Source organism: Xenorhabdus yunnanensis, assembly GCF_028598805.1.
GTDB lineage: Bacteria > Pseudomonadota > Gammaproteobacteria > Enterobacterales > Enterobacteriaceae > Xenorhabdus > Xenorhabdus yunnanensis.
Genome location: NZ_JAQRFI010000008.1, coordinates 50,227 through 76,621, shown reverse-complemented (window position 1 = coordinate 76,621; position 26,395 = coordinate 50,227). Strand labels below are relative to the sequence as shown.

22 protein-coding genes are annotated in these 26,395 nt (G+C 41.3%); 12 read left to right on the top strand and 10 right to left on the bottom strand.

What is annotated here, in order from left to right:
- Positions 1–227: 227 nt before the first annotated feature.
- Both pykF and PSI23_RS05235 read left to right on the top strand, forming a co-directional pair.
- Positions 228–1,637, top strand: coding sequence for a pyruvate kinase PykF (pykF, locus tag PSI23_RS05240; RefSeq protein WP_273554090.1), 1,410 nt, complete (start codon positions 228–230; stop codon positions 1,635–1,637).
- An 836-nt stretch (positions 1,638–2,473) separates the two neighbouring features.
- Positions 2,474–2,710 (top strand): major outer membrane lipoprotein, encoded by a 237-nt coding sequence (locus tag PSI23_RS05235; RefSeq protein WP_273554089.1) that lies wholly within the window; start codon positions 2,474–2,476, stop codon positions 2,708–2,710.
- A 127-nt stretch (positions 2,711–2,837) separates the two neighbouring features.
- Here PSI23_RS05235 and PSI23_RS05230 read toward each other — a convergent pair whose 3' ends face one another.
- The 3 genes from PSI23_RS05230 to ydiJ all read right to left on the bottom strand — a co-directional run bounded on the left by PSI23_RS05230 (position 2,838) and on the right by ydiJ (position 7,515).
- A complete protein-coding gene (locus PSI23_RS05230) occupies positions 2,838–3,773 on the bottom strand; it encodes a L,D-transpeptidase family protein (protein ID WP_373567283.1) in 936 nt (311 codons plus the stop codon).
- A 260-nt stretch (positions 3,774–4,033) separates the two neighbouring features.
- A complete protein-coding gene (locus PSI23_RS05225; RefSeq protein WP_273554088.1) occupies positions 4,034–4,447 on the bottom strand; it encodes a hotdog fold thioesterase in 414 nt (137 codons plus the stop codon).
- Positions 4,444–7,515: a D-2-hydroxyglutarate dehydrogenase YdiJ gene (gene ydiJ / locus PSI23_RS05220; protein WP_273554087.1), complete on the bottom strand. Its 3,072-nt coding sequence runs from the start codon at positions 7,513–7,515 to the stop codon at positions 4,444–4,446. The genes PSI23_RS05225 and ydiJ overlap by 4 nt, the downstream gene beginning before the upstream one ends.
- Before the next feature lie 215 nt (positions 7,516–7,730).
- On the opposite strand from ydiJ, the gene ydiK reads away from it, so the two are divergent.
- Complete coding sequence (ydiK, locus tag PSI23_RS05215; protein WP_273554086.1) at positions 7,731–8,813, top strand: AI-2E family transporter YdiK; 1,083 nt, start codon at positions 7,731–7,733, stop codon at positions 8,811–8,813.
- Positions 8,814–9,302: 489 nt separating this feature from the next.
- On the opposite strand, the gene ppsA is transcribed toward ydiK, so the two are convergent.
- Complete coding sequence (ppsA, locus tag PSI23_RS05210) at positions 9,303–11,681, bottom strand: phosphoenolpyruvate synthase (protein ID WP_273554085.1); 2,379 nt, start codon at positions 11,679–11,681, stop codon at positions 9,303–9,305.
- Positions 11,682–12,102: 421 nt separating this feature from the next.
- Here ppsA and ppsR point away from each other — a divergent pair, with 421 nt between their 5' ends.
- The 9 genes from ppsR (at position 12,103) to PSI23_RS05165 (ending at position 21,110) form a co-directional block, all read left to right on the top strand.
- Positions 12,103–12,966, top strand: a complete 864-nt coding sequence (gene ppsR / locus PSI23_RS05205) for a posphoenolpyruvate synthetase regulatory kinase/phosphorylase PpsR (RefSeq protein WP_273554084.1) — start codon at positions 12,103–12,105, stop codon at positions 12,964–12,966.
- 154 nt (positions 12,967–13,120) lie between these two features.
- Entirely contained in the window at positions 13,121–14,167 is a 1,047-nt protein-coding gene (locus PSI23_RS05200) for a 3-deoxy-7-phosphoheptulonate synthase (RefSeq protein ID WP_273554083.1), read from the top strand.
- Positions 14,168–14,344: 177 nt separating this feature from the next.
- A complete protein-coding gene (locus PSI23_RS05195) occupies positions 14,345–14,593 on the top strand; it encodes a hypothetical protein (RefSeq protein WP_273554082.1) in 249 nt (82 codons plus the stop codon).
- 63 nt (positions 14,594–14,656) lie between these two features.
- Positions 14,657–16,708: a TonB-dependent hemoglobin/transferrin/lactoferrin family receptor gene (locus PSI23_RS05190; protein ID WP_273554081.1), complete on the top strand. Its 2,052-nt coding sequence runs from the start codon at positions 14,657–14,659 to the stop codon at positions 16,706–16,708.
- A 124-nt stretch (positions 16,709–16,832) separates the two neighbouring features.
- Complete coding sequence (locus PSI23_RS05185; protein ID WP_273554080.1) at positions 16,833–17,906, top strand: hemin-degrading factor; 1,074 nt, start codon at positions 16,833–16,835, stop codon at positions 17,904–17,906.
- On the top strand, positions 17,903–18,721 hold the full coding sequence (locus PSI23_RS05180; protein WP_273554079.1) for a heme/hemin ABC transporter substrate-binding protein: 819 nt from the start codon (positions 17,903–17,905) through the stop codon (positions 18,719–18,721). The genes PSI23_RS05185 and PSI23_RS05180 overlap by 4 nt, the downstream gene beginning before the upstream one ends.
- Positions 18,718–19,719, top strand: coding sequence for a FecCD family ABC transporter permease (locus tag PSI23_RS05175; protein WP_273554078.1), 1,002 nt, complete (start codon positions 18,718–18,720; stop codon positions 19,717–19,719). Before PSI23_RS05180 ends, PSI23_RS05175 begins: the two co-directional genes overlap by 4 nt.
- Positions 19,719–20,513, top strand: coding sequence for a heme ABC transporter ATP-binding protein (locus tag PSI23_RS05170; protein WP_306309514.1), 795 nt, complete (start codon positions 19,719–19,721; stop codon positions 20,511–20,513). Before PSI23_RS05175 ends, PSI23_RS05170 begins: the two co-directional genes overlap by 1 nt.
- A gap of 231 nt (positions 20,514–20,744) precedes the next feature.
- Positions 20,745–21,110, top strand: a complete 366-nt coding sequence (locus PSI23_RS05165) for a helix-turn-helix domain-containing protein (RefSeq protein ID WP_273554077.1) — start codon at positions 20,745–20,747, stop codon at positions 21,108–21,110.
- A 186-nt stretch (positions 21,111–21,296) separates the two neighbouring features.
- On the opposite strand, the gene lplA is transcribed toward PSI23_RS05165, so the two are convergent.
- The 6 genes from lplA to arnD all read right to left on the bottom strand — a co-directional run bounded on the left by lplA (position 21,297) and on the right by arnD (position 26,375).
- On the bottom strand, positions 21,297–22,313 hold the full coding sequence (gene lplA, locus PSI23_RS05160) for a lipoate--protein ligase (protein WP_273554076.1): 1,017 nt from the start codon (positions 22,311–22,313) through the stop codon (positions 21,297–21,299).
- 73 nt (positions 22,314–22,386) lie between these two features.
- Complete coding sequence (locus tag PSI23_RS05155; protein ID WP_273554132.1) at positions 22,387–22,872, bottom strand: C40 family peptidase; 486 nt, start codon at positions 22,870–22,872, stop codon at positions 22,387–22,389.
- A gap of 201 nt (positions 22,873–23,073) precedes the next feature.
- Positions 23,074–23,469, bottom strand: coding sequence for a 4-amino-4-deoxy-L-arabinose-phosphoundecaprenol flippase subunit ArnF (gene arnF / locus PSI23_RS05150; protein ID WP_273554075.1), 396 nt, complete (start codon positions 23,467–23,469; stop codon positions 23,074–23,076).
- Positions 23,466–23,816: a 4-amino-4-deoxy-L-arabinose-phosphoundecaprenol flippase subunit ArnE gene (gene arnE / locus PSI23_RS05145; RefSeq protein ID WP_273554074.1), complete on the bottom strand. Its 351-nt coding sequence runs from the start codon at positions 23,814–23,816 to the stop codon at positions 23,466–23,468. Before arnE ends, arnF begins: the two co-directional genes overlap by 4 nt.
- On the bottom strand, positions 23,813–25,474 hold the full coding sequence (gene arnT / locus PSI23_RS05140; protein ID WP_273554073.1) for a lipid IV(A) 4-amino-4-deoxy-L-arabinosyltransferase: 1,662 nt from the start codon (positions 25,472–25,474) through the stop codon (positions 23,813–23,815). Before arnT ends, arnE begins: the two co-directional genes overlap by 4 nt.
- Before the next feature lie 7 nt (positions 25,475–25,481).
- Positions 25,482–26,375, bottom strand: coding sequence for a 4-deoxy-4-formamido-L-arabinose-phosphoundecaprenol deformylase (gene arnD, locus PSI23_RS05135; protein ID WP_273554072.1), 894 nt, complete (start codon positions 26,373–26,375; stop codon positions 25,482–25,484).
- Between the last annotated feature and the right edge of the window lie 20 nt (positions 26,376–26,395).

Here is a 26,395-nt window from a genome sequence, read left to right as displayed (position 1 = left end):
TTTACCGAATTCAGAAAAAATTACAGATGATTAGTCGAACTAAATCCACATATCTACATTTGCCTGACTTCACGCTGAAAAACCATTTGACGCTTTCTGCTATCCGTTTTCTATTGCTATTCATTTTCCATTATGTTGCGCAACTTATAACATCAGATGATACCAGCATAAATACCAATGGTTGGCGATTCACTTTTTAATCCATTCAAACCAATAGATAGATTGTCATGAAAAAAACCAAAATTGTTTGTACTATCGGGCCAAAAACAGAATCTGAAGAGAAATTGACTGAACTACTTAATGCGGGCATGAATGTGATGCGCCTGAACTTTTCTCACGGTGACTATGAAGAGCATGGTCAGCGCATTAAAAACATTCGCGCGATTGGGGCGAAAACTGGCAAAAAATCAGCAATCTTACTGGATACCAAAGGCCCTGAAATCCGTACCATAAAACTGGAAGATGGTAATGATGTCTCCCTCACCGCGGGCCAAACTTTCACCTTTACAACAGATAAATCCGTTATCGGCAATCGAGATCGTGTCGCTGTAACTTATGCCGGACTGCCAGAAGATCTGAAGCCAGGAAACACTGTATTGGTTGATGATGGTTTGATTGCCATGACAGTTAAAGAAATTACCGCGACTGAAGTCATCTGTGAAGTATTGAACAATGGTGACTTGGGCGAAAATAAAGGCGTTAACCTGCCAAATGTTTCCATCAACTTGCCTGCACTGGCAGAGAAAGATAAACAAGATTTGATCTTCGGTTGTGAGCAAGGTGTAGATTTCATCGCAGCTTCTTTCATCCGTAAACGCTCCGATGTGCTGGAAATCCGTGAGCACCTGAAAGCTCATGGCGGCGAACATATCCAAATCATTTCCAAAATCGAAAATCAGGAAGGCCTGAATAACTTCGATGAAATTCTCGAAGCGTCTGACGGTATCATGGTTGCCCGTGGTGATCTGGGTGTTGAAATCCCAGTAGAAGAAGTTATCTTCGCGCAAAAAATGATGATCGAAAAATGTAATGCAGCTCGTAAAGTTGTTATCACTGCAACCCAAATGCTGGATTCAATGATCAAAAACCCACGCCCTACCCGCGCCGAAGCTGGTGATGTTGCCAACGCCATTTTAGACGGTACAGATGCAGTGATGCTTTCCGGGGAAAGTGCTAAAGGGAAATATCCTATCGAAGCCGTTTCCATCATGGCAACAATCTGTGTACGTACAGATCGCGTCATGAGCAGCCGAATTGAAAACACCAAAGCACAGAAACTACGCGTTACTGAAGCAGTCTGCCGTGGTGCTGTTGAAATTGCAGAAAAGCTGGAAGCTCCTCTGATTGTCGTGGCTACTTATGGTGGTAAATCTGCAAGATCTATTCGCAAGTATTTCCCTAACGCCTCAATCCTTGCTTTGACGACTAATGAAATCACTGCTCGTCAATTGCTGTTGGTCAAAGGTGTATCCACTCAGGTTGTCAAAAAAATCGCTTCTACCGATGATTTTTACCGTATTGGTAAAGAAGCTGCATTGGCAAGTGGTATGGCACACAAAGGGGATATTGTTGTTATGGTATCCGGTGCATTAGTATCAAGTGGCACAACAAACACTTCTTCTGTCCATGTGTTGTAAGATTAAATAAATCATAAGCGACAGCGCTGCCAGAATTTTGCCAATATTGTCAATCATAAAGTATTGGCAAGCATAAAAAGCAGCCCACATTTGTATTATTCAAATGTGGGCTTTTTATAATTCTATAACATGCCACCATCATGTCATGGTGAACTTTGCGACCTAGTCCCTTTCCTGCAACTTACTGTTTTATTAGCTATACCCTTCGTATTTCAAGTTGCCTCTTTGTTGGCTGCACTCACTCACCCCGGCCACATAGTATCTATGCTCCCGGGGACTCGCTCCCTTGCCGCCGCGACGCATCTTGAAATCCATTGGGTGTATGTATACTGCAACTTGAAAACAATTGTGTGTAGTTACATTCAACATATTTCCCTCTATGAAATAAGTCATAATTTTTAGAATAACAACTCAATAACTGGAAATAGTTTATTCTATTGCTCTTGATGGCATAGCTCAGTACAAAAATACTTTACTATTTTCGCCCATTTACATTTATAGCAGGGGATTCTTTATATAACAATAATCTGCATCAATTCAATAATATTGATTAAGCCATTCTTTTATCATTAAAATAATTAAACAAAAAAATTGCACTGTTGCTTATTATAATGAAAAAGTAAACATGGAATACACATCAAGCAACAATTGGCCTATTCTGGCTAAATCATCCATTCGACTACCATTTTATTGTTGATATCCAAAACTTATTGCCTTATTTTTAGATAAAGGGCGGTGAAATTTTTTTCGTAACAAAAATTAATTCTCTTTCTAAAATAGTTTGTGTAATACTTAGATGGCTACTTGGAAATTAACTTAATCTAGAGGGTAATGTGATGAATCGTACTAAAGTTGTATTTGGTGCAGTAATTCTGGCGTCTACTCTGTTAGCAGGTTGTTCTAGCGCGACTAAAGTTGAACAACTTGCCTCTCAGGTTCAAACTCTCGGTTCTAAAGTTGACCGGTTGAGCAGTGACCTCAGTTCTGTTCGTTCTGACGTACAATCAGCCAAAGATGAAGCCGCTCGTGCAAATCAGCGTCTTAATAACCAAGTTCGTTCATACAAGAAATAATCTTGTGGTAAATAGAATAAAATGGCGTACCATCGTACGCCATTTTATTTCCGCTTCCTGTATAAATCTCAAAATCTCTTAAAATTCGGGTTGATAAATCGGTCCTAGTTGATGTAATGATGGTATTTTACAGTCCGGTATTCACCTGCACCGGCATTCCTGATCGACGAATAATAGCGTGGTCGACAAGAACTTCATCTGTTCCACGATTATCAATAAATTTCATTAAGCCTTCGGAGCGTAGGATCGGCATCATCTGTGGATCATCTGTCTCTTTATTAGAAAGTGGCTGATGAACTTCCACATAGCGCTTACCATCTGGCTCTATTGCATATTTCACAGGTTCATTAATGATCTGCACTCGCGTCCCTCGTGGGACAATTCGAAATAAATCCCCAATATCATCAGGTCGCAAACGAATACATCCTGAACTAACACGCATACCAATGCCAAAATTGGCATTGGTACCATGGATCAGATATTCACCACGCCCAGCGGACAAACGTAAGGCAAAATCCCCCATTGGGTTATCCGGACCTGCGGGAACCACAGCAGGTAAAATAATTCCCCTACTGGCATAATCCTTGCGAATATTAGCGGTTGGTGTCCATGTTGGATTCTTGAGTAACTGACTAACTGATGTTGTCATGGTTGGTGTATCACGCCCAAGCTGACCTATTCCAATAGGATATACAACGACATAATTTTCTCCCTTAGGGAAATAATAGAGCCTAAGTTCAGCTAGGTTAATAACAATTCCTTGGCGAGGAGTATCCGGAAGCAGCATCTGTGATGGAATAATTAACTCAGTACCAAGTGTAAGTAAATAAGGATCAATACCAGGATTAGCTTCCAACATCGCCAATAAACCGATTTGGTATTTGGCTGCAACGGATTCCAACGAAAGCCCGTCATCGGGTACAGTATAAGTGGAATTTTCGCCAATCAGACGACTGTTAGCAGGAGGCAATGGATATTCGATAGCATGGGCGATATTAGTCAATCCACTGAACGATAACATGCCGATCAAGAACATGCCGGTAAAAGTTAAAAATCGCTTCATACGTGCTTCCTGAAAATGATACTTGAATGTTTGTGGTTAATTAATAGCCTACTTTGCAAAACTATTCTATCTCATTCACTTCAATCAAAGAGAAACCTTAACAAGATTCAACTCTTGTTGACTATTCCTAACACATTCTAAAATTTTTAACGTTTTCTACTGAATAATCTTCAAATTGTTAACAGTCTTGAAATTGCAATGCTATTCCTGCCAGCAAAATACTGGCAAGAACAAAAACACTATAAAACAAAAGGATAGAACTAAGACAAGACTGCTGTTGTCAGGCGGGATGTGCAGCATAGTTGTTTTTGATCATTATAGATATCAATCTGCCAAACCTGATGTGAACGACCAAGATGGATGGGCTTGCAAATCCCTTTAACCATACCTTCACGAACAGATCTAAGGTGGTTCGCATTAATTTCTACCCCCACCACTTTTTGTTCACCTTCCGAACAAAGATAACCTGCAAATGAACCGAGCGTTTCAGCCAATACTACAGATGCTCCACCATGCAGAATCCCGAATGGTTGTTTAGTTCGTTGATCGACTGGCATTATTCCTTCAATAAAATCATCGCCAATCTGGGTAAACTCGATTCCTACATGTTTTACCATAGATTTATCATTAAATTGATTAAGTGCATGCACATCTATATTACGCTTCCAAATCACGGCATTATCTCCAATAAGGCTTGTAATGGATGTTTAAGTGGCTTTCCTTCTATACGTTTTACCTGACTGCGACATGAATAACCTGTACTCAGACAATATTCTAGAGATAGATTCTTCAGTGCTGGTGTCCATGAAAGTTTATAAATACCAATGGATCTCTCCAGATTTTTCTTTTCATGACCATATGTGCCTGCCATACCGCAACATCCAACACTGACATTATTCAATTGATGACCAAAATGGCGAAAGATATCAGCCCACTGTTTACCACTATTAGGTAATGCCGTCACTTCTGTACAGTGTCCCAGTAAATACCAATCATGCCCGAACATTGAAATGTTGCTTTTCTCTTGTGACATTTTTTTCGGTAGGATGGTGGTTAGCCATTCATGCACCAATTGAACTTTAAAACTCCCTCTCTGTTCACCGAGAATATCGTTGTATTCATCTCGATAACACAGAACAAGCGCAGGATCGACGCCTATCATGGGAATATTCAGACGTGCGATTCGATTAAGGAAATCAGCCGTTTTACCCGCCGTTTTAGCAAATCGATTCAGGAATCCTTTAATATGCAGTGCTTTTCCATTGGGTGAAAATGGCAATAAGACGGGTTTATATCCCAACTTTTCTGCCAATTGCACAAAATCAGAGACTACTTTCGCATCGTAGTAACTTGTAAAAGGATCTTGGACAATAAGCACATGCTGTTCACGCTGAAATGGTGATAAGCCTTCCAACTGTTCCAACGTTGTTCTTGCTGCGTAATGACCAGCAATTTGCTGTTGCAATGTCGGATAGGAGAGTAACGGTAGATCAGCCATCCCAATGGTATGCTGGCTGATTTTTTGTACCCATGGTTGTTGCAGGAAAAAATTAAATACTCGCGGCGCTTTTGCCATCAATGGCGTACTGTGCTCAACACTGGCAACAATATAATCGCGCAATGGACGCAGGTAACGGCTGTGATACAGAGCTAAAAAGCGCGAGCGGAATGAAGGTACATCAATCTTGATCGGGCATTGTGTTGAACAAGCTTTACAGGCTAAACAACCTGACATTGCCTCTTTGACTTCATGTGAAAAGTCATATTCACCTCGCCACGCCTGCCAACTATTGCGAGTCTTTTCAATCAAACCCCGCAGACTCGGGCGCGCCTGATCCAGCCCATGCTCCAATAACTTGGGTTCAATTCCCTGCTCCGTCAAAAGCCGCAACCATTCTCTAACCAAAGTTGCCCTGCCTTTGGGAGAGTGTATACGATGCTGGCTGATTTTCATTGATGGGCACATTGGGCTTCTAACATCAAAATTGAAGCATAATCCATTACCATTACATTCCATCGCTCCGCGGAATGCAGTTCTTACATTGACAGGAATAGTACGATCATAAGTCCCACGTTTAGCTGCATCGACTCTCATCATTGGAGCATCTATTCCAATTGGCGGACAAATTTTTCCCGGATTTAGTCGATTAAGTGGATCAAATGCCGCTTTTATCCGACGCAACTCGTCATACAGAACCTCACCAAAAAAGGCAGGGCTATACTCTGCCCGAAACCCCTTTCCATGTTCTCCCCATAACAAACCGCCATATTTGGCCGTCAAATGAACAATTTCATCAGAAATCTGTTTCATCAAGATTTCTTGTTGAGGATCACACATATCCAGAGCGGGACGCACATGCAAAACACCTGCATCTACATGCCCAAACATCCCGTAATTCAGTTTATAGCTATCCAAAAGCTGTCGAAATTCAACGATATAATCAGCAAGATGCTGAGGAGGTACACAAGTATCCTCGACAAATGGAATTGGTTTAGCTGCACCTTTACTATTGCCTAATAATCCGACAGATTTTTTCCGCATGGCATAAATGCGCTCAATATCCATCAAGTCATAGCACGTCTGATAACCAATAATTCCCGCCTGATTTTTTTCCATCAATTCATCAAGGCGCAAACAAAGATCTTGCAATTGCTGATCAATTGTTTGTTCATCATTGCCACTGAACTCGACAATATTCAGACCTTGCATATCTTTATCAGGTATATCAGTAATCAATTCTTTCACTGAATGCCAGATGATATCTTCACGCGCTAAATTTAGTACCTTAGAGTCTACCGTCTCAACTGAGAGCGCCTTGGCTTCCACCATAAAAGGGGCGTTACGCAGGGCGGAATCAAAGGAGTCATATTTGATATTCACCAATCGTCTGACTTTAGGTAACGGCGTGATATCCAGTGTCGCCTCTGTAATGAAGGCCAGAGTACCTTCAGAACCCGTCAAAATACGAGTGAGATCAAAAAACTGCATATCGTCGCTGAATACATGACGCAAATCGTATCCAGTCAGAAATCTATTAAGTTTGGGGAATTTCTCAATGATCAATGCCCGTTGTTCACGGCAACGTTCCAATACCGTTTTATAAACACGACCAATAACACTCTCGTCTTGAGCAATCGTTTCCGCCAATGCTGTGCTCATAAGACGAGTATCTAACATTTCCCCCCCTAATAAAACAGCACGTACACCAAGTACGTGATCCGAGGTTTTACCATAAACCAGTGATCCCTGACCGGAAGCATCTGTATTGATCATACCGCCCAACGTGGCACGATTACTGGTTGAAAGTTCTGGAGAGAAAAAATAATCGAAAGGTTTTAGATATTGATTAAGTTGATCTTTGATGACACCGGCTTCAACTCTTACCCATCCCTGTTCTGGGTTGATTTCCAGAATACGATTCATATAGCGGGACATATCCACCACAATGCCATCGTTAAGTGATTGTCCATTCGTACCAGTTCCTCCGCCACGTGGAGTAAATGTCAGAGTCTTAAAGCGTTCCTCTCCCGCTACCCTTGTCAATAGTGCAACATCGGCACTGGAGCGGGGAAATACAACGGCTTGTGGCAACAGCTGATAAATACTGTTATCTGTCGCCATAGTCAGCCTATCGGCATAGCTACTGGTTGTGTCTCCAGTAAAGCCAGCTTCTTTCAGTGCAGTCAAATAGTCCTGTGTCAGTTCACTGACATGGGGGGCTTGTGATATACGTGGGATCATTGGCTAATTGCCCCTTGTTCTAATAAGTATCCACATTGCTTTATCTATAATATTATCTTGGATAGCGTAACTCAGATAATTCTCTGGCTTCTGAGCAGGGAAGCTTTAACCATATCACAATATTTATCAATTTTGAGCAACCAGTAAAATAACGTTATATTTAATTACCATTGTAACTGCCAATAGTATTTTCAATTACCACGAGAAATAATTTCATGGAAAAATCACAATCATATCAAGATATACCCAAGCTGTTATTTGTACTATTTTTCATTTTATTGCTCATTACCACCAGCTTTTGGGTCTTAAGCCCCTTTATTTTGGGATTTATTTGGGCAGGAATGGTAGTTATCGCAACTTGGCCATTATTGGAAAAATTACAGCAACGATTATGGGGAAAACGCTGGATTGCTGTTTTCATCATGACATTGCTATTGGTTTTATTATTTGTTATCCCGATAGCACTACTTGTCAGCAGCTTAGTAGAAAACAGCGCGCCATTGATTGCATGGGCAAAATCCCCTTCCCCTTTTCAACTCCCACAACTGGAGTGGCTCAATAGAGTACCTATCATTGGTGATGACTTATATCTTAAATGGCAGAATTTGGTTGCTGATGGCAGTAATATGCTTCTCAACAAAATTCCCCCTTATATCGGTAAAGCAGCAACGTGGTTTTTTACCCAAGCAGCCAATGCCGGACGCTTTCTTCTCCATCTGGCACTCATGGTAATGTTCAGTATATTACTTTATTGGAAAGGTGAGCAGGTTATGCTGAGCATTCGCCATTTTGCCATCCGACTGGCAGATAAACGAGGGGATGCCGTAGTGTTGCTGGCAGCTCGATCTATTCGAGCTGTGGCTCTTGGTGTCGTTGTAACAGCGCTGGTTCAAGCCATCGCAGGTGGAATTGGGCTGGCAATTGTCGGCATTCCTTATGCAATGCTATTAACAGTGCTGATGTTTGTATGCTGTGTTGCCCAGCTTGGGCCTTTACTTGTCCTCATTCCATCTATCGCATGGCTTTATTGGACAGGAGAAACAACCTGGGGAACCATTTTAGTTATCTGGAGCTTAATACTAACCACAATGGATGGTGTTCTACGCCCTTTCTTAATTCGTCTTGGTGCTGATTTACCTATGATATTAATTCTTACCGGTGTAATCGGCGGAATACTTTCACTGGGTGTTATCGGGCTATTTATTGGGCCTGTTGTACTGGCTGTTTCTTACAGTTTACTATTGGCATGGATGAACGAGGTTCCTAAACCCAAAGGCAAGGAGGCAGATACGGAATAAACATATCTGGGAAAAGTATGTAAGATAATAAAATAACTGCGCGGTAAAATAATACTACCGCGCAATTATTATTATGAATACATCATGTGGATTCCATCTAAAATACAAACTCATATTTCAAAATAAATAAAACCCACCGATAGAATTGTTGCAAAAAAGTTATTTTTATAAATTTTCTTTTCTAATCTCTATTTATTAAGAGGATTCTTAATGAATAAACTCATTTATTAAATTAGTATTTATTTCATCGAAACAAGTGTTTCCCAGAGTATTGCCAACTTGGACTATAACGCCATAGTTCAGGTTCAATGAAGTAATATATATTGCTGTGTGTAGTCTTTGCCTGTCAGCCCATGATAGGCTTTTTTTTTATGTATTTTATATTTTCTGTAATTAATCAACCATACTAAAAAAGATCATGTTACATAGAATATAAAAGCCTGCAAGTATTTTAACAGGCTTTTTAATTCAGGCCTGAATTAAATTCGATTAGTGATTTCCAGCTAAAGAAATCCACGTCTTCATTACTGTATCAGGATTCAACGATAAGCTATCAATTCCCTCTTTCATTAACCATTCCGCAAAATCTTCGTGATCTGAAGGGCCTTGTCCACAAATGCCGACATATTTCCCCTGACGTTTAGCTGCTTGAATTGCCATAGAAAGCAATTGTTTCACTGCATCATTACGCTCGTCAAATAATTCGGATACCACGCCAGAATCGCGATCTAATCCCAAGGCCAATTGTGTCATATCATTTGAGCCAATTGAGAAACCGTCAAAATGTTCAAGGAATTGATCTGCCAATAACGCATTCGACGGAATTTCACACATCATGATAATTTTCAGTCCATTTTCACCGCGCTTCAAGCCTTGAGAAGCCAACTCTGATATTACAGCTTCAGCCTGAGCGACTGTACGTACAAATGGAATCATCACTTCAACATTAGTTAACCCCATTACATTGCGTACTCGTTTGACTGCCTCACACTCCAAAGCAAAACATTGACGGAAGTTATCAGAGACGTAGCGTCCTGCACCACGGAAACCTAACATCGGGTTTTCTTCGTGCGGCTCATACATATCTCCACCAACTAAGTTCGCATATTCATTGGATTTGAAATCTGATAAGCGAACGATCACTCGTTTAGGCCAGAATGCTGCTGCTAGCGTTGCAATCCCTTCTGTCAATCTCCCTACATAAAACTCAACAGGATCATCATAACCAACCATCAACGATTTAATTTGTTCTTGCAACTCTGGAGTCTGTTCGGAGAATTCGAGTAGAGCGCGAGGATGCACACCGATCATTCGGTTAATGATGAACTCCAGCCGCGCCAGACCAACCCCTTCATTTGGCAAACAAGCGAAGTCAAATGCGCGATCAGGATTACCCACATTCATCATGATCTTCACATCCAGTTCTGGCAGTTTATCAATTTCGGAACTCTGGATACTGAAATCCAACTTATTCTGATAAACATAACCAGTATCACCTTCCGAACAAGAAACTGTTACCTGCTGGCCTTCTTTCAGACGCTCAGTAGCATCGCCACAACCAACAACAGCAGGAATACCCAGTTCACGAGCGATAATGGCTGCATGGCAAGTGCGCCCACCACGATTGGTGACAATGGCCGCTGCTTTTTTCATGATCGGTTCCCAATCTGGGTCAGTCATGTCAGTTACCAACACATCACCCACTTGAATGCGATCCATTTCACTAAGATTATGGATAACCTTGACCATTCCAACACCAATACGATGTCCAATCGCGCGACCTTCCACCAAAACACTGCCCTGCTCATTGAGTTGGTAGCGTTCCATTACCTGCTGATTTGAACGGACAGTTTCAGGACGGGCCTGCACAATATATAGCTTTCCATTGTGTCCATCTTTTGCCCATTCGATATCCATCGGACGACCATAATGTTTCTCGATCAATAAGGCCTGTCTGGCCAGCTCTTCCACTTCACTGTCAGCCAAAGAGAAACGATTGCACAATTCATCTGATACATCTTCCGTACGCACTTGCTTCCCATGTTCTTTGCTATCTGCATAAACCATGCGTATTTTTTTAGAACCGAGATTGCGGCGCACTATTGCAGGACGGTTATTTTTCAATGTGGGTTTATGGACATAAAACTCATCAGGGTTTACCGCTCCCTGCACGACCATCTCCCCCAGACCATAAGCTGATGTAATGAATACAACCTGATCAAAACCTGATTCTGTATCAATCGTGAACATCACCCCAGACGAGGCCAAATCAGAACGTACCATGCGTTGTACTCCCGCAGAGAGCGCAACGCCGCGATGGTCATACCCCTGATGGACACGATAAGAAATGGCGCGATCATTAAAAAGTGATGCAAAGACATGCTTGATGGCAACCATAACCGCATCAATGCCTTGCACATTCAAGAAAGTTTCTTGCTGCCCAGCAAAAGAAGCATCCGGCATATCTTCTGCTGTTGCGGAAGAGCGCACGGCAAAAGAGGCACCAGGCTCGCCTTCAGACAGTTGCAGATAGGCATCACGGATATCTGTTTCAAGTTGAGATGTAAATGGCGTATCAATCACCCACTGACGAATCTGTGCACCAGTTTTAGCCAATTGATTAACATCATCAACATTGGTTTCATCCAGCAATTGATAAATGCGCTGGTTCACACCACTTTGTTCCAGAAAATCATTAAATGCCTGTGCAGTTGTAGCAAAACCATTTGGAACAGACACGCCAAGTTCAGCCAGATTGGTGATCATCTCGCCAAGAGAGGCATTTTTACCACCGACCCGATTAACGTCATTCATACCTAATTGGTTATACCAGAGCACATTGCTTGGGGTGAGGCCACTATTGGACATCAGAAACTATCCTTTTTTTACATTCGGAGGTACAAGTCGGAAAATTAAAGCTGCTCTTCACAGCAGGAAATAGCCTAGCACATTGTCTTGCCATATATAGAAAGGTGAATCGATCAACCCAACAATATTATTTTTTTGCAGGTATAATCTGAAAAATAGAGCATACTGATGTCAATCTATACTCAATAGATTTCAAGTTGCAGCATGGCGGCAAAGGGACGAATTTTCAGGACATAACTAAAATTGTTTAGCCTAAAGTTATTTAAATTAAATCTACTTAAATTAAAGCTAGTTGGACCGACACTATTTAATTTAATTCAATGTCATGTAACTGAAAACTATGTAACTGAAGTAAGAGAACCCAGCCGACAAAGGCAGCTATTTGAAATATGAAGGGTATAACAATAAAAGAAAAGAGATAATGATAGAAACTCATACCTCCCAAGTACCTGAAAACGAGATATTGGAACGCAACGTATTTTTTATTTCTGATGGAACAGCAATCACAGCAGAAGTATTGGGCCACGCAGTGTTGTCTCAATTCCCCATTGCCATTACTTCCTATACCTTACCTTTTGTGACGAACAAAACCAGAGCCGAAGAAGTCAGAGAGCAAATAAACGCGATATATCAGCAAACCCAAATCAGGCCATTAGTTTTTTACTCCATCATTTCAGATGAAATCAAAAGCATTATTACTTGTAGCGATGGATTCTGTCAGGATATTGTTCAAACATTGGTTGCCCCATTACAGCAAGAAATCGGCTTAGAACCCAAACCAGAATTACATCGAACTCACGGTTTATCTAAAAAAAACCTGGGGCAGTACGATGCGCGCATTGCTGCCATTGATTACGCCCTCGCTCATGATGATGGTATTTCACTACGTAATCTTGAGCAGGCTCAAGTGATTATTCTTGGCGTATCCCGTTGTGGAAAAACACCAACCAGCCTCTACCTTGCAATGCAATTTGGCATTCAGGCAGCAAATTATCCTTTCACCGCAGACGATATGGATAATTTACAATTACCTGTAGCCTTGAAGTCTTTTCAGCATAAATTATTTGGTCTAACTATTAGCCCGGAAAGGCTTGCTGCTATTCGTGAAGAACGGAGGGAAAATAGTCGTTATGCTTCATTACGCCAATGTCGAGTCGAAATTGCTGAAGTTGAAGCTTTATTCCGGAAAAATAATATTAATTACCTAAATACCACCAATTATTCTGTCGAAGAGATTTCGGCTAAAATTATTGATCGAATGGGACTGAAACGTCGTATGTTCTGATCTCAGAACACAAGCATATTTGACAAAATTTATTCACAACACTTTCTCGCATAAATATCATGATTGTCTGTTGAATTTGCTGGAAGTTGAGTTATTGTGATTCCCCAGTCATTTCAGACACTGTCTCAATGTGAAGTAGAATTCGAGAAAGTATATGTACAGAACAGATGAGTTAAGAACCCACCGCATTGATAGCCTGATAACACCTAAAACGCTTACAAAGCAATATCCTATATCAGACAAGACCTTGCAAAATGTGACATTGTCACGAAAGCGTATTGAATCCATCCTGACAGGAGATGATCAACGTTTACTGGTCATTATTGGTCCCTGTTCCATTCATGATATTGATGCAGCTCTTGATTATGCCTCCCGTTTACGCACTCTACGCGAAAAATATCAGCACAATCTAGAAATTGTGATGCGAACTTATTTCGAAAAACCGAGAACAGTCGTTGGCTGGAAAGGCTTAATTTCAGATCCTATATTGGATGGCTCTTGCCAGATAAATAAAGGGATCTCCCTTGCCCGCAAGCTACTCATTGATATCAATGACTTGGGCGTTCCGACTGCTACAGAATTTCTGGACATGGTCACCGGTCAATACATTGCCGATTTAATTAGTTGGGGGGCTATCGGTGCCAGAACAACAGAGAGCCAAATTCACCGAGAAATGGCCTCGGCCTTGTCATGCCCAGTTGGCTTTAAAAATGGGACGGATGGCAATACGCTTATCGCCATTGATGCAATACGTGCAGCACAAACCAAACATATGTTTTTGTCCCCTGATAAAAACGGTCAGATGACCATTTATCAAACCAACGGGAATCCTTATGGACATATTATTATGCGTGGTGGGAAAAAACCGAATTACAGTGCCGAAGATATTGCAGCAACCTGCCATAAGTTACGTGAATTGCACTTACCTGAACGTCTGATTGTGGATTGCAGCCATGCTAATTGCCAGAAAATTCATCGTCGTCAGCTGGATATAGCCAGAAATATTGGTGAACAAGTCAAATCCGGTTCAACAGCCATTGCTGGTGTTATGGCCGAAAGCTTTTTAGTCGAGGGGACACAAAAAGTAATCAAAGGAGAGTCTTTGACATACGGACAATCGATTACTGATCCATGCCTTGGCTGGCAAGATACGGAGAAATTTATCAGTATCCTAGACGAAGCCATGAAAAATCGTTCCTGAATCCTTTCCTTATTCTGGCTCCTAACACTTGATGGAGCCAGCCACCTACAAAAACAAATCATTTAAAATCAAAATATTACTACTCAAATTCAGGTATAAAAAAAATAACTTGAAGTTAACTATCATTGAAACGATAATTATTCTCAATATTAGAATAATTATTGTTCATATTTGGTTATGGAAAAATTAGCACATTATCAACGTCGCTACACTATTCTCCTGCAGCAGCAGATTCTTCCTGATCTATCCAACGATTCTGTAAAGATCAATTGTATCGATGGTCAACAACTATCGGGAAGGCCGTATGCTATGGAAATTGGCTATCACGCAGATTTTCCGATTACATCCGACCAAATCCAGCAAATTTATGCTGAGGCAATAAGAAACCTAACAAGCTTATCTTCTGAATATCAGCGAGGTTTTTAGTTAATTGTGTTCAGTGATTTGTATTAATAAAAACACACTATTTCAGCATGGAGATTGACCTGCATGACTCTAATTAAACCACCAAACCTGAAACTGTCTACATTGAGTGTCGTCGTCCTTGCGAGTTTATCTTCTGCAAATGCAGCAACAGTACATGCCGAAAAAGATAAATCATCCAAGGATACTTTGACTGTATATGCCACTGGCAACCAGCGTGACAGTTTTGAAGCCCCCATGATGGTTACAGTCATTGAAGGTAATTCAGCCAATAATAAAATTGCAGGCAATGCGAATGATTTACTGCGTAATATCCCAGGCATCAATATCGCAGGCACTGATCGTGCCAATGGACAAGACATCAGTATGCGAGGGTACTCCCAAAAAGGTGTATTGACTCTCGTTGATGGCATTCGACAAGGAACCGATACAGGGCATATCAATGGCGTATTCCTCGATCCTGCGCTGATCAAGCAGGTTGAAGTCGTTCGTGGCCCATCCGCGCTGTTATATGGTAGTGGCGCTCTGGGTGGTGTTATTGCCTATCAAACAGTAGATGCTACTGATTTATTGGAAGAAGGTAAAAATAGTGGATTTCGCGTCTTTAGCCGTGCAGGAAGCGGTGACCATAGTTTGGGATTCGGAGGAACTGCATTTGGTAAAACAGAACAGTTTGATGGTTTAGTTGCATTTGGTACCCGTGATGTGGGTAATCTCCGCTACGGGAATGGCGTAAAAGACCAGAATGACGAAACCATTGGTAATCTATTGGCAAAAGGCTCTTGGCAGATCAATGACAGCCAAAAACTTAGCGGCAATCTGCGTTATTACCGTAATGAAGCACATGAGCCTAACAACCCTCAATCTCTAAGCAATGTTAAAAATCAACGGATAGATCGCACCACCGCACAGCGTGATGCTCAGTTGTCTTATCAATTAAATCCTGAAAAATATAGCTGGTTAAACGCTAGAGCGGATATTTATTATTCCGATATAAATATTAATAACAAAAGTAAAGACAAAGGTTTTGAAGGCCGTAAACAAGAAACTTATGGTATAAAACTTGAAAACCGCTCTCATCTGGGAACCACTGCCTTTGCTGCACATCAATTTACCTATGGTAGCGAAGTCTACAAACAAAAACAAAAGCCAAGTAGCAGTATTGTAGAAGGATTTCCTAACGCAGATATCCGCTTTGCATCTGGTTGGCTACAGGACGAAATGACTCTGCGTGATTTGCCTGTCTCGTTTATCGCAGGTACACGTTACGACAATTACAAAGCCTCAAATAGCAAATATAACGACATCAAGGCCGACAAATGGTCATCAAAAGGTGCTATTAGTATTACCCCTACAGATTGGTCAATGCTATTTGCCTCCTATTCACAGGCATTTCGTTCTCCGACCATGGGAGAAGTGTATAACGATTCGAAACATTTTTATATGCCTTCAAAAAGCGGAGGTCCCGGACTTACAAACTATTGGAAACCAAATCCAAACTTGCGCCCTGAAAGCAATGAAACTCAGGAATATGGTTTCGGACTACGTTTCGATGGACTGTTTGCCAGCAATGATGATCTGAAATTTAAAGCCAGCTATTTTGATACTAAGGCGAAAGACTACATATCATCTACTGTGACGCCTGATATGAGATTTACAACATCTTTCAATATTCCAAAAGCCAAAATTTGGGGTTGGGATGTTTCCATGACGTATGATTCTGATTGGTTCTCCTGGGCTCTCGCTTACAACCATACAACCGGCAAAAACGAAGAAAATGGAGCATCTATAGAAGCCCTCAGCCCCGACACCCTAACCAGCACTTTGGACATTCCATTATCCACAACAGGCTTTTCCATCGGGTGGATTGGTAAATTTACTCAGCATACCAAACTCAGAGGGGTAAATGGTGATAGAAACGAACGTGGTCAGAAGATCACCCAATACGCGGGTTATGGTGTCAATGACTTCTACGTCAGTTATCACGGTGATGGAACATTAAAAGGGTTAACTACCTCCGTCGTACTGGGTAACGCTTTTGATAAAGCCTATTACTCATCGCAAGGAGCGCCACAAAATGGTCGTAATGCTAAATTGTTTGTCAGCTACCAGTGGTAAATAACAAACAGACCATTACCTTGGCTCTAAGACAACGTTATTTTTAAGACAACGTTATTTTTAAGATAAAGTTATTTTTAAGACGAAGTTATTTTTAAACACCGTTTTTAAGGAGTTAACAACAGTGAATCAGTCACTTTATGAACGTTACCAACAAGCCAAAGCAGAAAACAAAGCTAAATACGCACGCGATCTGGCTGCTTACCTTAATGTCAGCGAAGGAGAATTATTACATAGCCGTGTCGGTATCGATGCCAAACGTTTGAATATTGATGCTCCTACCCTTCTTCAGGAACTGGTGGCAGTTGGTGAAACCAAGGCGATTACCCGTAATGATTTCGCCGTCCATGAACATGTTGGACGCTACGAAAATACTAAATTCAGCCCACATGTAGGTTTGATCCTCAATCCGCGTGAGCTTGATTTGCGCTTGTTCTTCGACCACTGGAACAGCATTTTCTCTTTGATTGAGCCAGCCAAGAATGGTATGCGTCACAGCATTCAATTCTTTGATCGTCAAGGCGATGCGTTGCATAAAGTTTATACCACCAGTAATACCGACATGGCTGCATGGGAGGCCCTGATCGAAAAATATCAGATCAGTGAAAACCCAGCACTGGAGATTCAGCCGGAAAAAGTGCCTGAGCATACAGAAGTCACCGAACAACTGAAAGCACAGCTAGATGAAGAGTGGCGTGCAATGACTGATGTTCATCAATTCTTCATCATGATGAAACGTCACAACCTTAACCGTCAACAGATTTTCAATGCAGTTAAAAACGATTTAGCTTATCGTGTGGATAATTCAGCACTGACCCAAATTGTTGAAACTGCTTATAAAGGTCAAAACGAAATCATGATCTTTGTTGGAAACCGTGGCTGTGTTCAGATTTTTACGGGTAAATTGGAACGCCTGATGCCTTATCAGGAAGAAAATTCTGCTCAGAAATGGCTCAACATTTTCAACCACAATTTCACTCTGCACCTGATTGAAAGTGCCATCACAGAAAGCTGGGTGACCCGTAAACCAACAGACTGTGGCTTCGTGACCAGCCTTGAGTTGTTTGATGCCAATGGCAATCAAATCGCCCAGTTGTTCGGTCAACGCGCTGAAGGCACTCCCGAACAAACTCAATGGCGTGAACAAATTGCCGCTTTACCTAAACTGCAACCAGAACAGGAAACTTGTGTAGCATGAAAAAATGGCTTCTAACATTTATGTTTGCCATCTCTTTCAATGTGTTCTCTGCTGAACGCATTGTTACAATTGGTGGCGATGTGTCTGAAATTGTTTTTGCACTTGGCGAAGGACAGCATGTTGTCGCAAGGGACAGTACCAGTCAAAATCCCAAAGCATTACTCTCTCTACCCGATATCGGGTATATGAGGGTTCTGAATTCAGAAGGGATTTTATCCATGCGCCCATCACTGGTGATCGCAAGTGAATCTGCTCAACCTTCTCTGGCACTCAAACAAGTCGAAGATTCCGGTGTAAAAGTCATTAAAGTGACCAGCAAAACCTCGTTAGAAGCCGTTCCTGAAAAAATCATGACCGTCGCCAAGGCGGTCAATCGGGAAAAACGTGGTGAAGCATTGATTGCCCAATATCGGCAACAGCTGGCTGATGTTGCTACGTCAGATATTCCCGCTAAAGTTGTTTTTGTCATGAGCCACGGAGGCATCATGCCAATGGCGGCTGGACAGCAAACAGCAGCAGATCAAATTATCCGTTCCATTGGTGCAAAAAATGCAATGCAGGGTTTCAAAGGATACCGTCCTTTATCCCAAGAAGGTGTTATTGCCAGCAAACCGGACTTACTACTGGTCAGCACTGAAGGGCTAAAAACTTTGGGTGGTATGGATAAAGTCTGGCAGCTTCCCGGATTGAACTTCACACCAGCAGGAAAGAAAAAACAGGTCGTTGTTGTTGATGAAATGGGCCTGCTTGGATTTAGTCTGCAAACCCCTGCTGTGATGAAACAAGTCCGTGATGCTGCGGAGAAAGTGCAATGAGTCGTTCTCAATCCCCTAGTCTCGGTTTGATAATGCTGGGTTTATTGTTGTTTTTTCTAGCAATTAGCTCAGCAAATATGGGGGCATTGCCACTTTCCTTTAAAACACTGTGGGAATCCTCTTTGGATGACCCACAGTGGCAGATTTGGTTAAATATTCGGTTACCACGTATTTTGCTGGCGATCCTCGTTGGAGGCGCACTGGCTATATCTGGTGCTGTGATGCAAGGGTTATTCCGTAATCCTCTGGCTGATCCCGGGTTGTTAGGGATCAGCAGTGGTGCAGCACTTACCGTCGCAATGGTTATTGTTCTGCCTTTCGCCCTACCTGCCAGCATTGCGTTATACGGACATATTATTGCAGCCTTTGTCGGCAGTTTATTGGTATCATCTCTGATATTCATTCTTAACAAATATAATCATGGCAATCTGTCAAAGCTACTGCTTGCAGGCATTGCCATCAACGCATTATGTATGTCATTTATTGGCGTATTGAGTTATATCAGTAACGACCAACAATTACGCCAGTTTTCCATTTGGATGATGGGTTCACTCAGTCAAATAGAGTGGCCAACTCTGACTATTGCTGCATCACTTATTATCCCTGTTTGTATGCTGGCATTCAGCCAGGCACGGAAGCTCAATTTGTTGCAACTAGGAGATGAAGAAGCGCACTATTTAGGCGTTAATGTCCAACGCACCAAATATCAATTATTGCTGTTAAGTGCCTTATTGGTCGGATGTTCAGTCGCTTTAACTGGTGTTATTGGTTTCATTGGGTTAGTTATCCCACATCTTGCCCGACTACGGTTTGGAGGAGACCATACTTGGTTACTACCGATATCAGTTCTGGGCGGCGCATGTCTTTTATTAACAGCTGACACATTAGCCAGAACGTTAGTTTCTCCTGCGGAAATGCCAGTCGGCCTTATCACTGGTTTGATCGGTGCCCCTTATTTTTTATGGCTCATTCTTAAGCCATCGGGAGGTCGTTTATAATGAAACCGATCACGCCAGCTAATTTACTTGAAGCCCAAAATTTAAATTATTTTATTGGGCAGCATCAGATAATCAAAGATGTTTCTCTTTCTATTCGTCAAGGGGAAGTTGTAGCAATTATTGGCCCAAATGGGGCGGGAAAATCAACATTATTGCGTCTGTTAACTGGCTATATCCCACCCAGTTCAGGAGACTGTTTATTAAAAGGTATTCCTATTTCCCGCTGGCCAACCCAACAACTGGCTCGCATTCGAGCAGTAATGAGGCAATATAGTTCCCTATCTTTCCCTTTTAGTGTAGAGGAAGTCATCGCCATGGGACGTGTTCCCCATGATAATGTATACAAAAGAACCGCCATTGGTGAAGCTATTGCATTAACAGAATGTGAAGAACTGAGAAACAGGAATTATCAGCAGTTATCTGGGGGTGAGCAACAACGAGTTCAATTAGCAAGAGTTTTGGCTCAACTTTGGCATCCTGAACCTACTGAATCTTGTCTATTTTTGGATGAACCCACTTCAGCACTGGATCTTTATCACCAGCAGCATACATTGCGATTGGTTCATCGCCTGACGCGACAACAGCCTATTGCTGTCTGCTGTGTACTCCATGATTTGAATCTTGCAGCACTTTATGCCGATAAAATTATTCTATTGCACAAAGGACGATTAGTTGCATCCGGCATTCCACAAGATGTATTGCGTGACGATATTCTTAAACAATGGTACCAAGCCGATTTAGGTGTTACGCAACATCCTGAAACTAACCAGCCACAAATCTATCTTCGGCAATAAAGGCTACGGTTTATCCTCCTTCTTTAATGCCCTTTTCGTTGGTAATAATTTGAAATCTACTTAGTAGATAGCGATAAGGTAAAAATAAACCCTATGTAACAGTTATTAACCGGAAACAGCACATTTTGCGTATACGATAAAAAAGAAATTCTTAAAATGGCTCACACAATAACGTAACTAATTATTTATCTGTATTTTTTTAGCAAAAGCCCACCTATGTGGGAGGTAAACATGTTAGAAAATGTTATCAACGATATTGTCAGATGGTTAGAAAGCCAGCTTCAACAGACTGAAGGCATCAAAATAGATGCTATAGCCCATAAAAGTGGTTATTCAAAATGGCATTTACAACGCATTTTTAAGGAGTTGAAAGGCTGTACATTAGGTCAATATGTGCGCCGACGCCGCCTCCATGAAGCAGCCAAATCTTTGCGTGAAGACAATTTGCCGATTCTTGATATTGCTCTTCAATATGGTTTTAGTTCTCAGGCTACATTTACTCGAATATTCAAAAAACATTTTAATACCACACCAGCTAAATTCAGGGAAAATGGGCAATTGCCTGAGTTAAAAACATTTTTACATTGTGAGGGATAGACCTCTTGAGGAATAAACCTCATGAGAAATAAGCTTCATGAGAAATAAATACCTCAAGAAATCGATACTGCAAAGAATAAATACCCCACCCTATACTTCGGAACCGCATTTATAATAAGTGCCACCCTTTATGGTCAACTTCCCTATCGTTGACCATTTTTTTGCATTTTATCGAACGCCCTTCAATTATTTCAGCTCATTCATCAGCCAGTGGTTAAACTGCTGCAATTCTGCATCCAAAGAGGGATATTGTTCACTGATTTGCTGAACCATTTTCCCAATCGTTTCTGGCTGATACTGCACTCCGACTAGTTTTTCAGACAACACTTCAAGCGGAGCAGGTTCCAAACTGTCAGTAAACATTTGGCAACGGCTAATCACACCATGTTCAACATCAACATGCAGCTCAACACCACCCCAATGAAATCGTGTATCCAGTACATGACTGAATGAAGAAGCCTGACCAAAGTTCCATTCCCAACTGCTCTGTTTAGCAAAAATATCACTAAAACCGGGTAAATCAGGCAAAGCCTGTGGTGAAATAACTTCTGCTTTGACTGCTTCACCGAAGTATTCAAAAAATGCGTCTATAATCCCCTTACAAACGGTTTCATGTGTGATATTTGGCAACAACTCAGTCAAATTCGTTACTCTGGAGCGAACCGAAGTGATACCTTTCGACTGTAATTTTTTAGGGTCTGGATTAAGATAATCAGCAAGTCGATTTAAGTCTGCATTAATCAACAAGGTTCCGTGATGAAAGCCTCTATCTTTAGTTTCCTTATATGCAGAGCCAGAGATTTTACGCTCCCCTTCAGGGGAAGATAAAACCAAATCATTGCGACCAGAAGCTGTGGCATGAATTCCTGATTTTTTTAAACCTTCAAGGACGATTTGTGTAGAAATAGTTTTATCATATTCAGGTTTACCTGCCATAAAAGTAAAACACGTATTGCCCAAATCATGGAAAACCGCGCCACCCCCACTGCTACGTCTAGCCAGTTTGATTCCATCTTGCTCCATTTTTCGAGTATTACACTCTTTCCATGGATTCTGCGCACGTCCCACCACAACAGTATTAGTATTGCGCCATAAAAACAAAACGCGCTGATTTGGAGGCATCTGTCGAAAAATACATTCTTCAACCGCAAGGTTAAACCAGGGATCATGAGAATCTGAAAGCAACAGACGTAATGAGGACATTTTTGACTCCGGCAGAAAAACAGAGCCTTAAGATATCATAAAGCACTGCCGGAATAATGAGATGAAAATGAAGTCACATTCTACGGGCTTGCCAAAAAACACGACGCCAATACACATTATCAAGAGAAGAACGTATTACGCCTTTACTTGTGGATGCGTGAATAAATTCATTGTTAGTATCATAAATACCCACATGCAACCCACTTTTTCCACTACCCGTTTTGAAAAACACAAGATCCCCTGGCATCAGGTCATCTTTGCTGATCTGTGAGCCCAACTTGGTTTGTTCACTTGTTGTCCGGGGTAGCAGGATATTAAAGCGATCATAAAAAGTTCGGTAAACAAAGCCTGAACAATCAACACCATGTCTATCCATACCACCGTAGCGATATGGTGTATTATGCCATTGGTCTAGTTGATCTCTTAACTGAGCGATGACCATTATTGGATCAGAGAGAGCCGCCTTCAATGGAGGCGAGTCAGACTTAGTTACAGGATTGGTACAACCAATAAGAAAAAAACCAAATAATAAGCATAAATGCCCTATTCTTATTGCCATCCGTTTTCCCTCAATCATCATATATACCCTTGGTCTTTCAAGTTACCTCTTTGTTAGCTGCGACGCACCTTGGAATCCATTGGGTATAGAAACGATAAACTTTATCGAGCGAGAAATAAAAAAACAAGCACCGCTTCTGAAACTTTTCATAATAATATGACGTTATATGACGCTTTTATTTATCAATCTTTATAAAAATAATCAATGACATTGATTTTTTTCCGGCCTGCTAATTAACCAAACGCCTAATAAGATGAAAAAAATGCCCAATGTCTTTAACAGTGAGATGGTTTCATTGAACCAAGGCAATAAAACCGCCATTAAATAAACAAAAACATAACTCAAGCTAATAATAGGGTACGCTTTATTCAATGGCAGGTATTTCAACGCGAAAAACCAACATAACATGGATAGCGCATAACCCGCCAATCCGACCATAATCAGCAATAAAGGATTATGATTTGTCCAAAACCAGTCAATGTCCAGCCAATGCGTTGACAACGAAAGTTCTGGCAGGTGGGCAACTCCCCATTTCAATAGCAATTGAGCTACAGTGATCAACAAGACACTCGCCACTCCCCAAAGGTAACCCTTCATTGGCTCAAGCTCATCAATAAAATTCCGAACATAATTGCTAAAACCCCCATCCAGTGCTTTAACCCCACTTTTTCCTGATACAAAAATTGCCCAACCAAAGTCACTATTACAAAATTTATACTAAGCATAGGGTAAGCAGTACTCAGTGGCAAAAATTGCAATAATCGCAACCAAAATATCATCCCTATACTCAATAAAATAATAGCGCTAAGCAACCATATCGCCATAAATACCCCTTTATAAGGGGTATCTTTTTTCTGCCAACAAATAACTGCCTGTTTCTGGCATAATTGTCCCGCGCAGGTTAGTAAACTAACCAAAATCAATAAGGTTATATTGCTGCTCATGGCTGTTTCTTATAAATCACAAGCGCGAATCTATGGCTACGACGCACAAAATCCGGCTCTGGTAATTCAGGCAATTCACCTTTTGAAGATAAGAGAAAAACAATAGCAACTTGACCTTCTTTGCGTGTTTTCGCTAACCATGTAGGAAATCCTTCCTCTGTGATATATCGATATTGGCTATCAGGATAATCAAGTCCATATTTTAATTCCCCTTGACGATCATACATGTAAATATCACTGCGTTTTAACTCCCACGCAATCGACGCACCTACTCCAACAGATTGAGTCAAAATATATTTACTGTCAGCTAACTCTTTTTTATTTTGCTGAATGAAATGCTGGGGAAGCTTGGAATTTATCGTCTTGTCCGGCAATGCACTACCTATAGATAAGCTGATCATAATTGAACAAGCAGCAGCCCATAGCCAATATTTACCATTGCGAATGAAACATAGATAACCAATCCCCCCCCAAACACCAAAGGCAATAATTCCCATCATCCATTTCAACGATTCATCAGGCTGATAAATTGAAGAAATCTTCAAGGTTTTCATAGCAAAAAGTACCAAAATGGCAAGCAATCCGATGAAGACATTCACCAGTCCATTCATTTTCAACGCTTTCATATTGCCATTTTTGACACAATCGACACTATATTTTGCCATCATCAGTGCTAAAGGGCCGATGAAGGGCAAGATATAAGTTGGCAGCTTTCCTTTTGCAATACTGAAAAAGACAAACGGAACAACAAACCAACAAAACAGGAAAAACATTTCCGGATGACTTTTTTTCTCTTTCCAACTTTTAATTAAAGCACCAGGCAGTAAGCCTAACCACGGGATCACCCCTAAAATCAATATCGGTAAGTAATACCAAATAGGTGCAATATGCTGAGCTTCCTCAGAAGCAAAACGCTGTATATGTTCTACCCAAAAGAAATAATGCCAGTAATCCGGTTCACGCAGAGCAATCGCAATTACCCACGGTAGGCTAATCAAAATAGCGGAAATCACGGCAAGAGGCCCAAAACGAACCATTTCCCAAAAGCGTTTCTGGTATATCGTGATGGGTATCATGGCAATCACGGGCAGTGCCAATGCCAGAAATCCTTTTGTCATAAAAGCCATACCACAGGCTAACCCGAGAACAGACCATGCCAGAATCCGTTCTCGGGTCTTAGCAGCCTTAAGCGCCCAATAACAGCCCACAATCCCCGCAGTCACCCACAAAGAAAACATAGGGTCAAGAACACTATAAGTACCAATGGACAAAACAATGAACATGGAAATGTAAATCAGGCTGGAAACAAAAGCAGTCTGGCGACATTTCCACATCATCATTGCCAAACGATAGAGAAGAAATGCGCTGATTAGAATACTGAACACGGAGCCAAAACGAACAGCAAAATTATTGTGACCAAAAATCCATTGACTGATGTTATTGATCCAATATCCTGCTACTGGTTTTTCAAAATAACGAACATCCAGAAAGTAAGGTACTATCCAATCCCCACGTTGCAGCATTTCTCGGCTAATTTCAGCATACCGTGTTTCATCCGGCTGCCATAATAGACGACTATCCAGAGGCAATAAGTAAGTAAGAATAAAAAAAAGAGCCATCAAAACGGCTCCTGCTTTACTCGTCCGAGTATTCAACATATTTGTGTTATACCTCTTGTTGGCAACCTAACCAGCCTTCTCGACCAAAAAAATTCGAACGAACAATTTTCCCAATAGGAAGTGAATCTCTGTTTGCTGGTAACAAATGACTTAATTTGCAGAATTGAATTTCTTGTCGGTAAAGCATGTTCAACAATGTTTGAAACTGTAAAGACTTCGACATGCCTTCGACTTCGGTATGAATCGTATAAACAGGCACACCATGATCATTTTTAATAGCATCAAGGATAAAGTGATTAAAATTTGCATCGCTGACTAATGTTCCAACAACTTCATCATAGGTAGGTAATGTGACAGGGATTTGTACCGTTCCCACACTTCCATCGGGCAAGAGTGGCCTGAATGGATGTGTACCCCGACAATCACTGTTGTAATCGAAACCAAAACGTTGTTTAACAGCCACCACACGTTCATCTGCTCGCCACCCTGCAACAGCGGAACATGTAACGGTTTTCCCTATTGCCTTTTCTAGCGCATCAACTCCCAATCTCACTTGTTCAGCTAATTCATTCTCCGACCAACGCTCTACTTTTGCCTGCCAACCTTGATGATCCCATGCATGCAAACCAATTTCATGACCTGCATCCACCGTTTGCTTCATCAAATGCCCCAGATCTTTCGCAATTTTTTTCCCCGGCCAAGCTGTACCAGCCAGCAAAATATCCAGACCATAGAGAGATGCTGCATTTGATCTCAGCATTTTCCAGAGAAACTTAGGACGCAACAGGCGCCATAAATGTCGCCCCATATTGTCTGGACCAACACTGAAGAAAAAGCTGGCTTGAATATGGTGCTTTTGTAAAATATCAAGCAACCGTGGTACACCTTCCTTAGTGCCTTGATAAGTATCCACATCAATCCTTAAACCAACTTTCTTCATGAAGTTATCTCTCTTCCTAA

Bases quoted from the DNA above. Each gene is read 5' to 3' on its own strand.
- pykF (WP_273554090.1), top strand. From the start codon at position 228: ATGAAAAAAACCAAAATTGTTTGTACTATCGGGCCAAAAACAGAATCT.
- PSI23_RS05235 (WP_273554089.1), top strand. From the start codon at position 2,474: ATGAATCGTACTAAAGTTGTATTTGGTGCAGTAATTCTGGCGTCTACT.
- PSI23_RS05230 (WP_373567283.1), bottom strand. From the start codon at position 3,773: ATGAAGCGATTTTTAACTTTTACCGGCATGTTCTTGATCGGCATGTTA.
- ydiJ (WP_273554087.1), bottom strand. From the start codon at position 7,515: ATGATCCCACGTATATCACAAGCCCCCCATGTCAGTGAACTGACACAG.
- ydiK (WP_273554086.1), top strand. From the start codon at position 7,731: ATGGAAAAATCACAATCATATCAAGATATACCCAAGCTGTTATTTGTA.
- ppsA (WP_273554085.1), bottom strand. From the start codon at position 11,681: ATGTCCAATAGTGGCCTCACCCCAAGCAATGTGCTCTGGTATAACCAA.
- ppsR (WP_273554084.1), top strand. From the start codon at position 12,103: ATGATAGAAACTCATACCTCCCAAGTACCTGAAAACGAGATATTGGAA.
- PSI23_RS05200 (WP_273554083.1), top strand. From the start codon at position 13,121: ATGTACAGAACAGATGAGTTAAGAACCCACCGCATTGATAGCCTGATA.
- PSI23_RS05195 (WP_273554082.1), top strand. From the start codon at position 14,345: ATGGAAAAATTAGCACATTATCAACGTCGCTACACTATTCTCCTGCAG.
- PSI23_RS05190 (WP_273554081.1), top strand. From the start codon at position 14,657: ATGACTCTAATTAAACCACCAAACCTGAAACTGTCTACATTGAGTGTC.
- PSI23_RS05180 (WP_273554079.1), top strand. From the start codon at position 17,903: ATGAAAAAATGGCTTCTAACATTTATGTTTGCCATCTCTTTCAATGTG.
- PSI23_RS05175 (WP_273554078.1), top strand. From the start codon at position 18,718: ATGAGTCGTTCTCAATCCCCTAGTCTCGGTTTGATAATGCTGGGTTTA.
- PSI23_RS05170 (WP_306309514.1), top strand. From the start codon at position 19,719: ATGAAACCGATCACGCCAGCTAATTTACTTGAAGCCCAAAATTTAAAT.
- PSI23_RS05165 (WP_273554077.1), top strand. From the start codon at position 20,745: ATGTTAGAAAATGTTATCAACGATATTGTCAGATGGTTAGAAAGCCAG.
- lplA (WP_273554076.1), bottom strand. From the start codon at position 22,313: ATGTCCTCATTACGTCTGTTGCTTTCAGATTCTCATGATCCCTGGTTT.
- PSI23_RS05155 (WP_273554132.1), bottom strand. From the start codon at position 22,872: ATGGCAATAAGAATAGGGCATTTATGCTTATTATTTGGTTTTTTTCTT.
- arnF (WP_273554075.1), bottom strand. From the start codon at position 23,469: ATGAAGGGTTACCTTTGGGGAGTGGCGAGTGTCTTGTTGATCACTGTA.
- arnE (WP_273554074.1), bottom strand. From the start codon at position 23,816: ATGAGCAGCAATATAACCTTATTGATTTTGGTTAGTTTACTAACCTGC.
- arnT (WP_273554073.1), bottom strand. From the start codon at position 25,474: ATGTTGAATACTCGGACGAGTAAAGCAGGAGCCGTTTTGATGGCTCTT.
- arnD (WP_273554072.1), bottom strand. From the start codon at position 26,375: ATGAAGAAAGTTGGTTTAAGGATTGATGTGGATACTTATCAAGGCACT.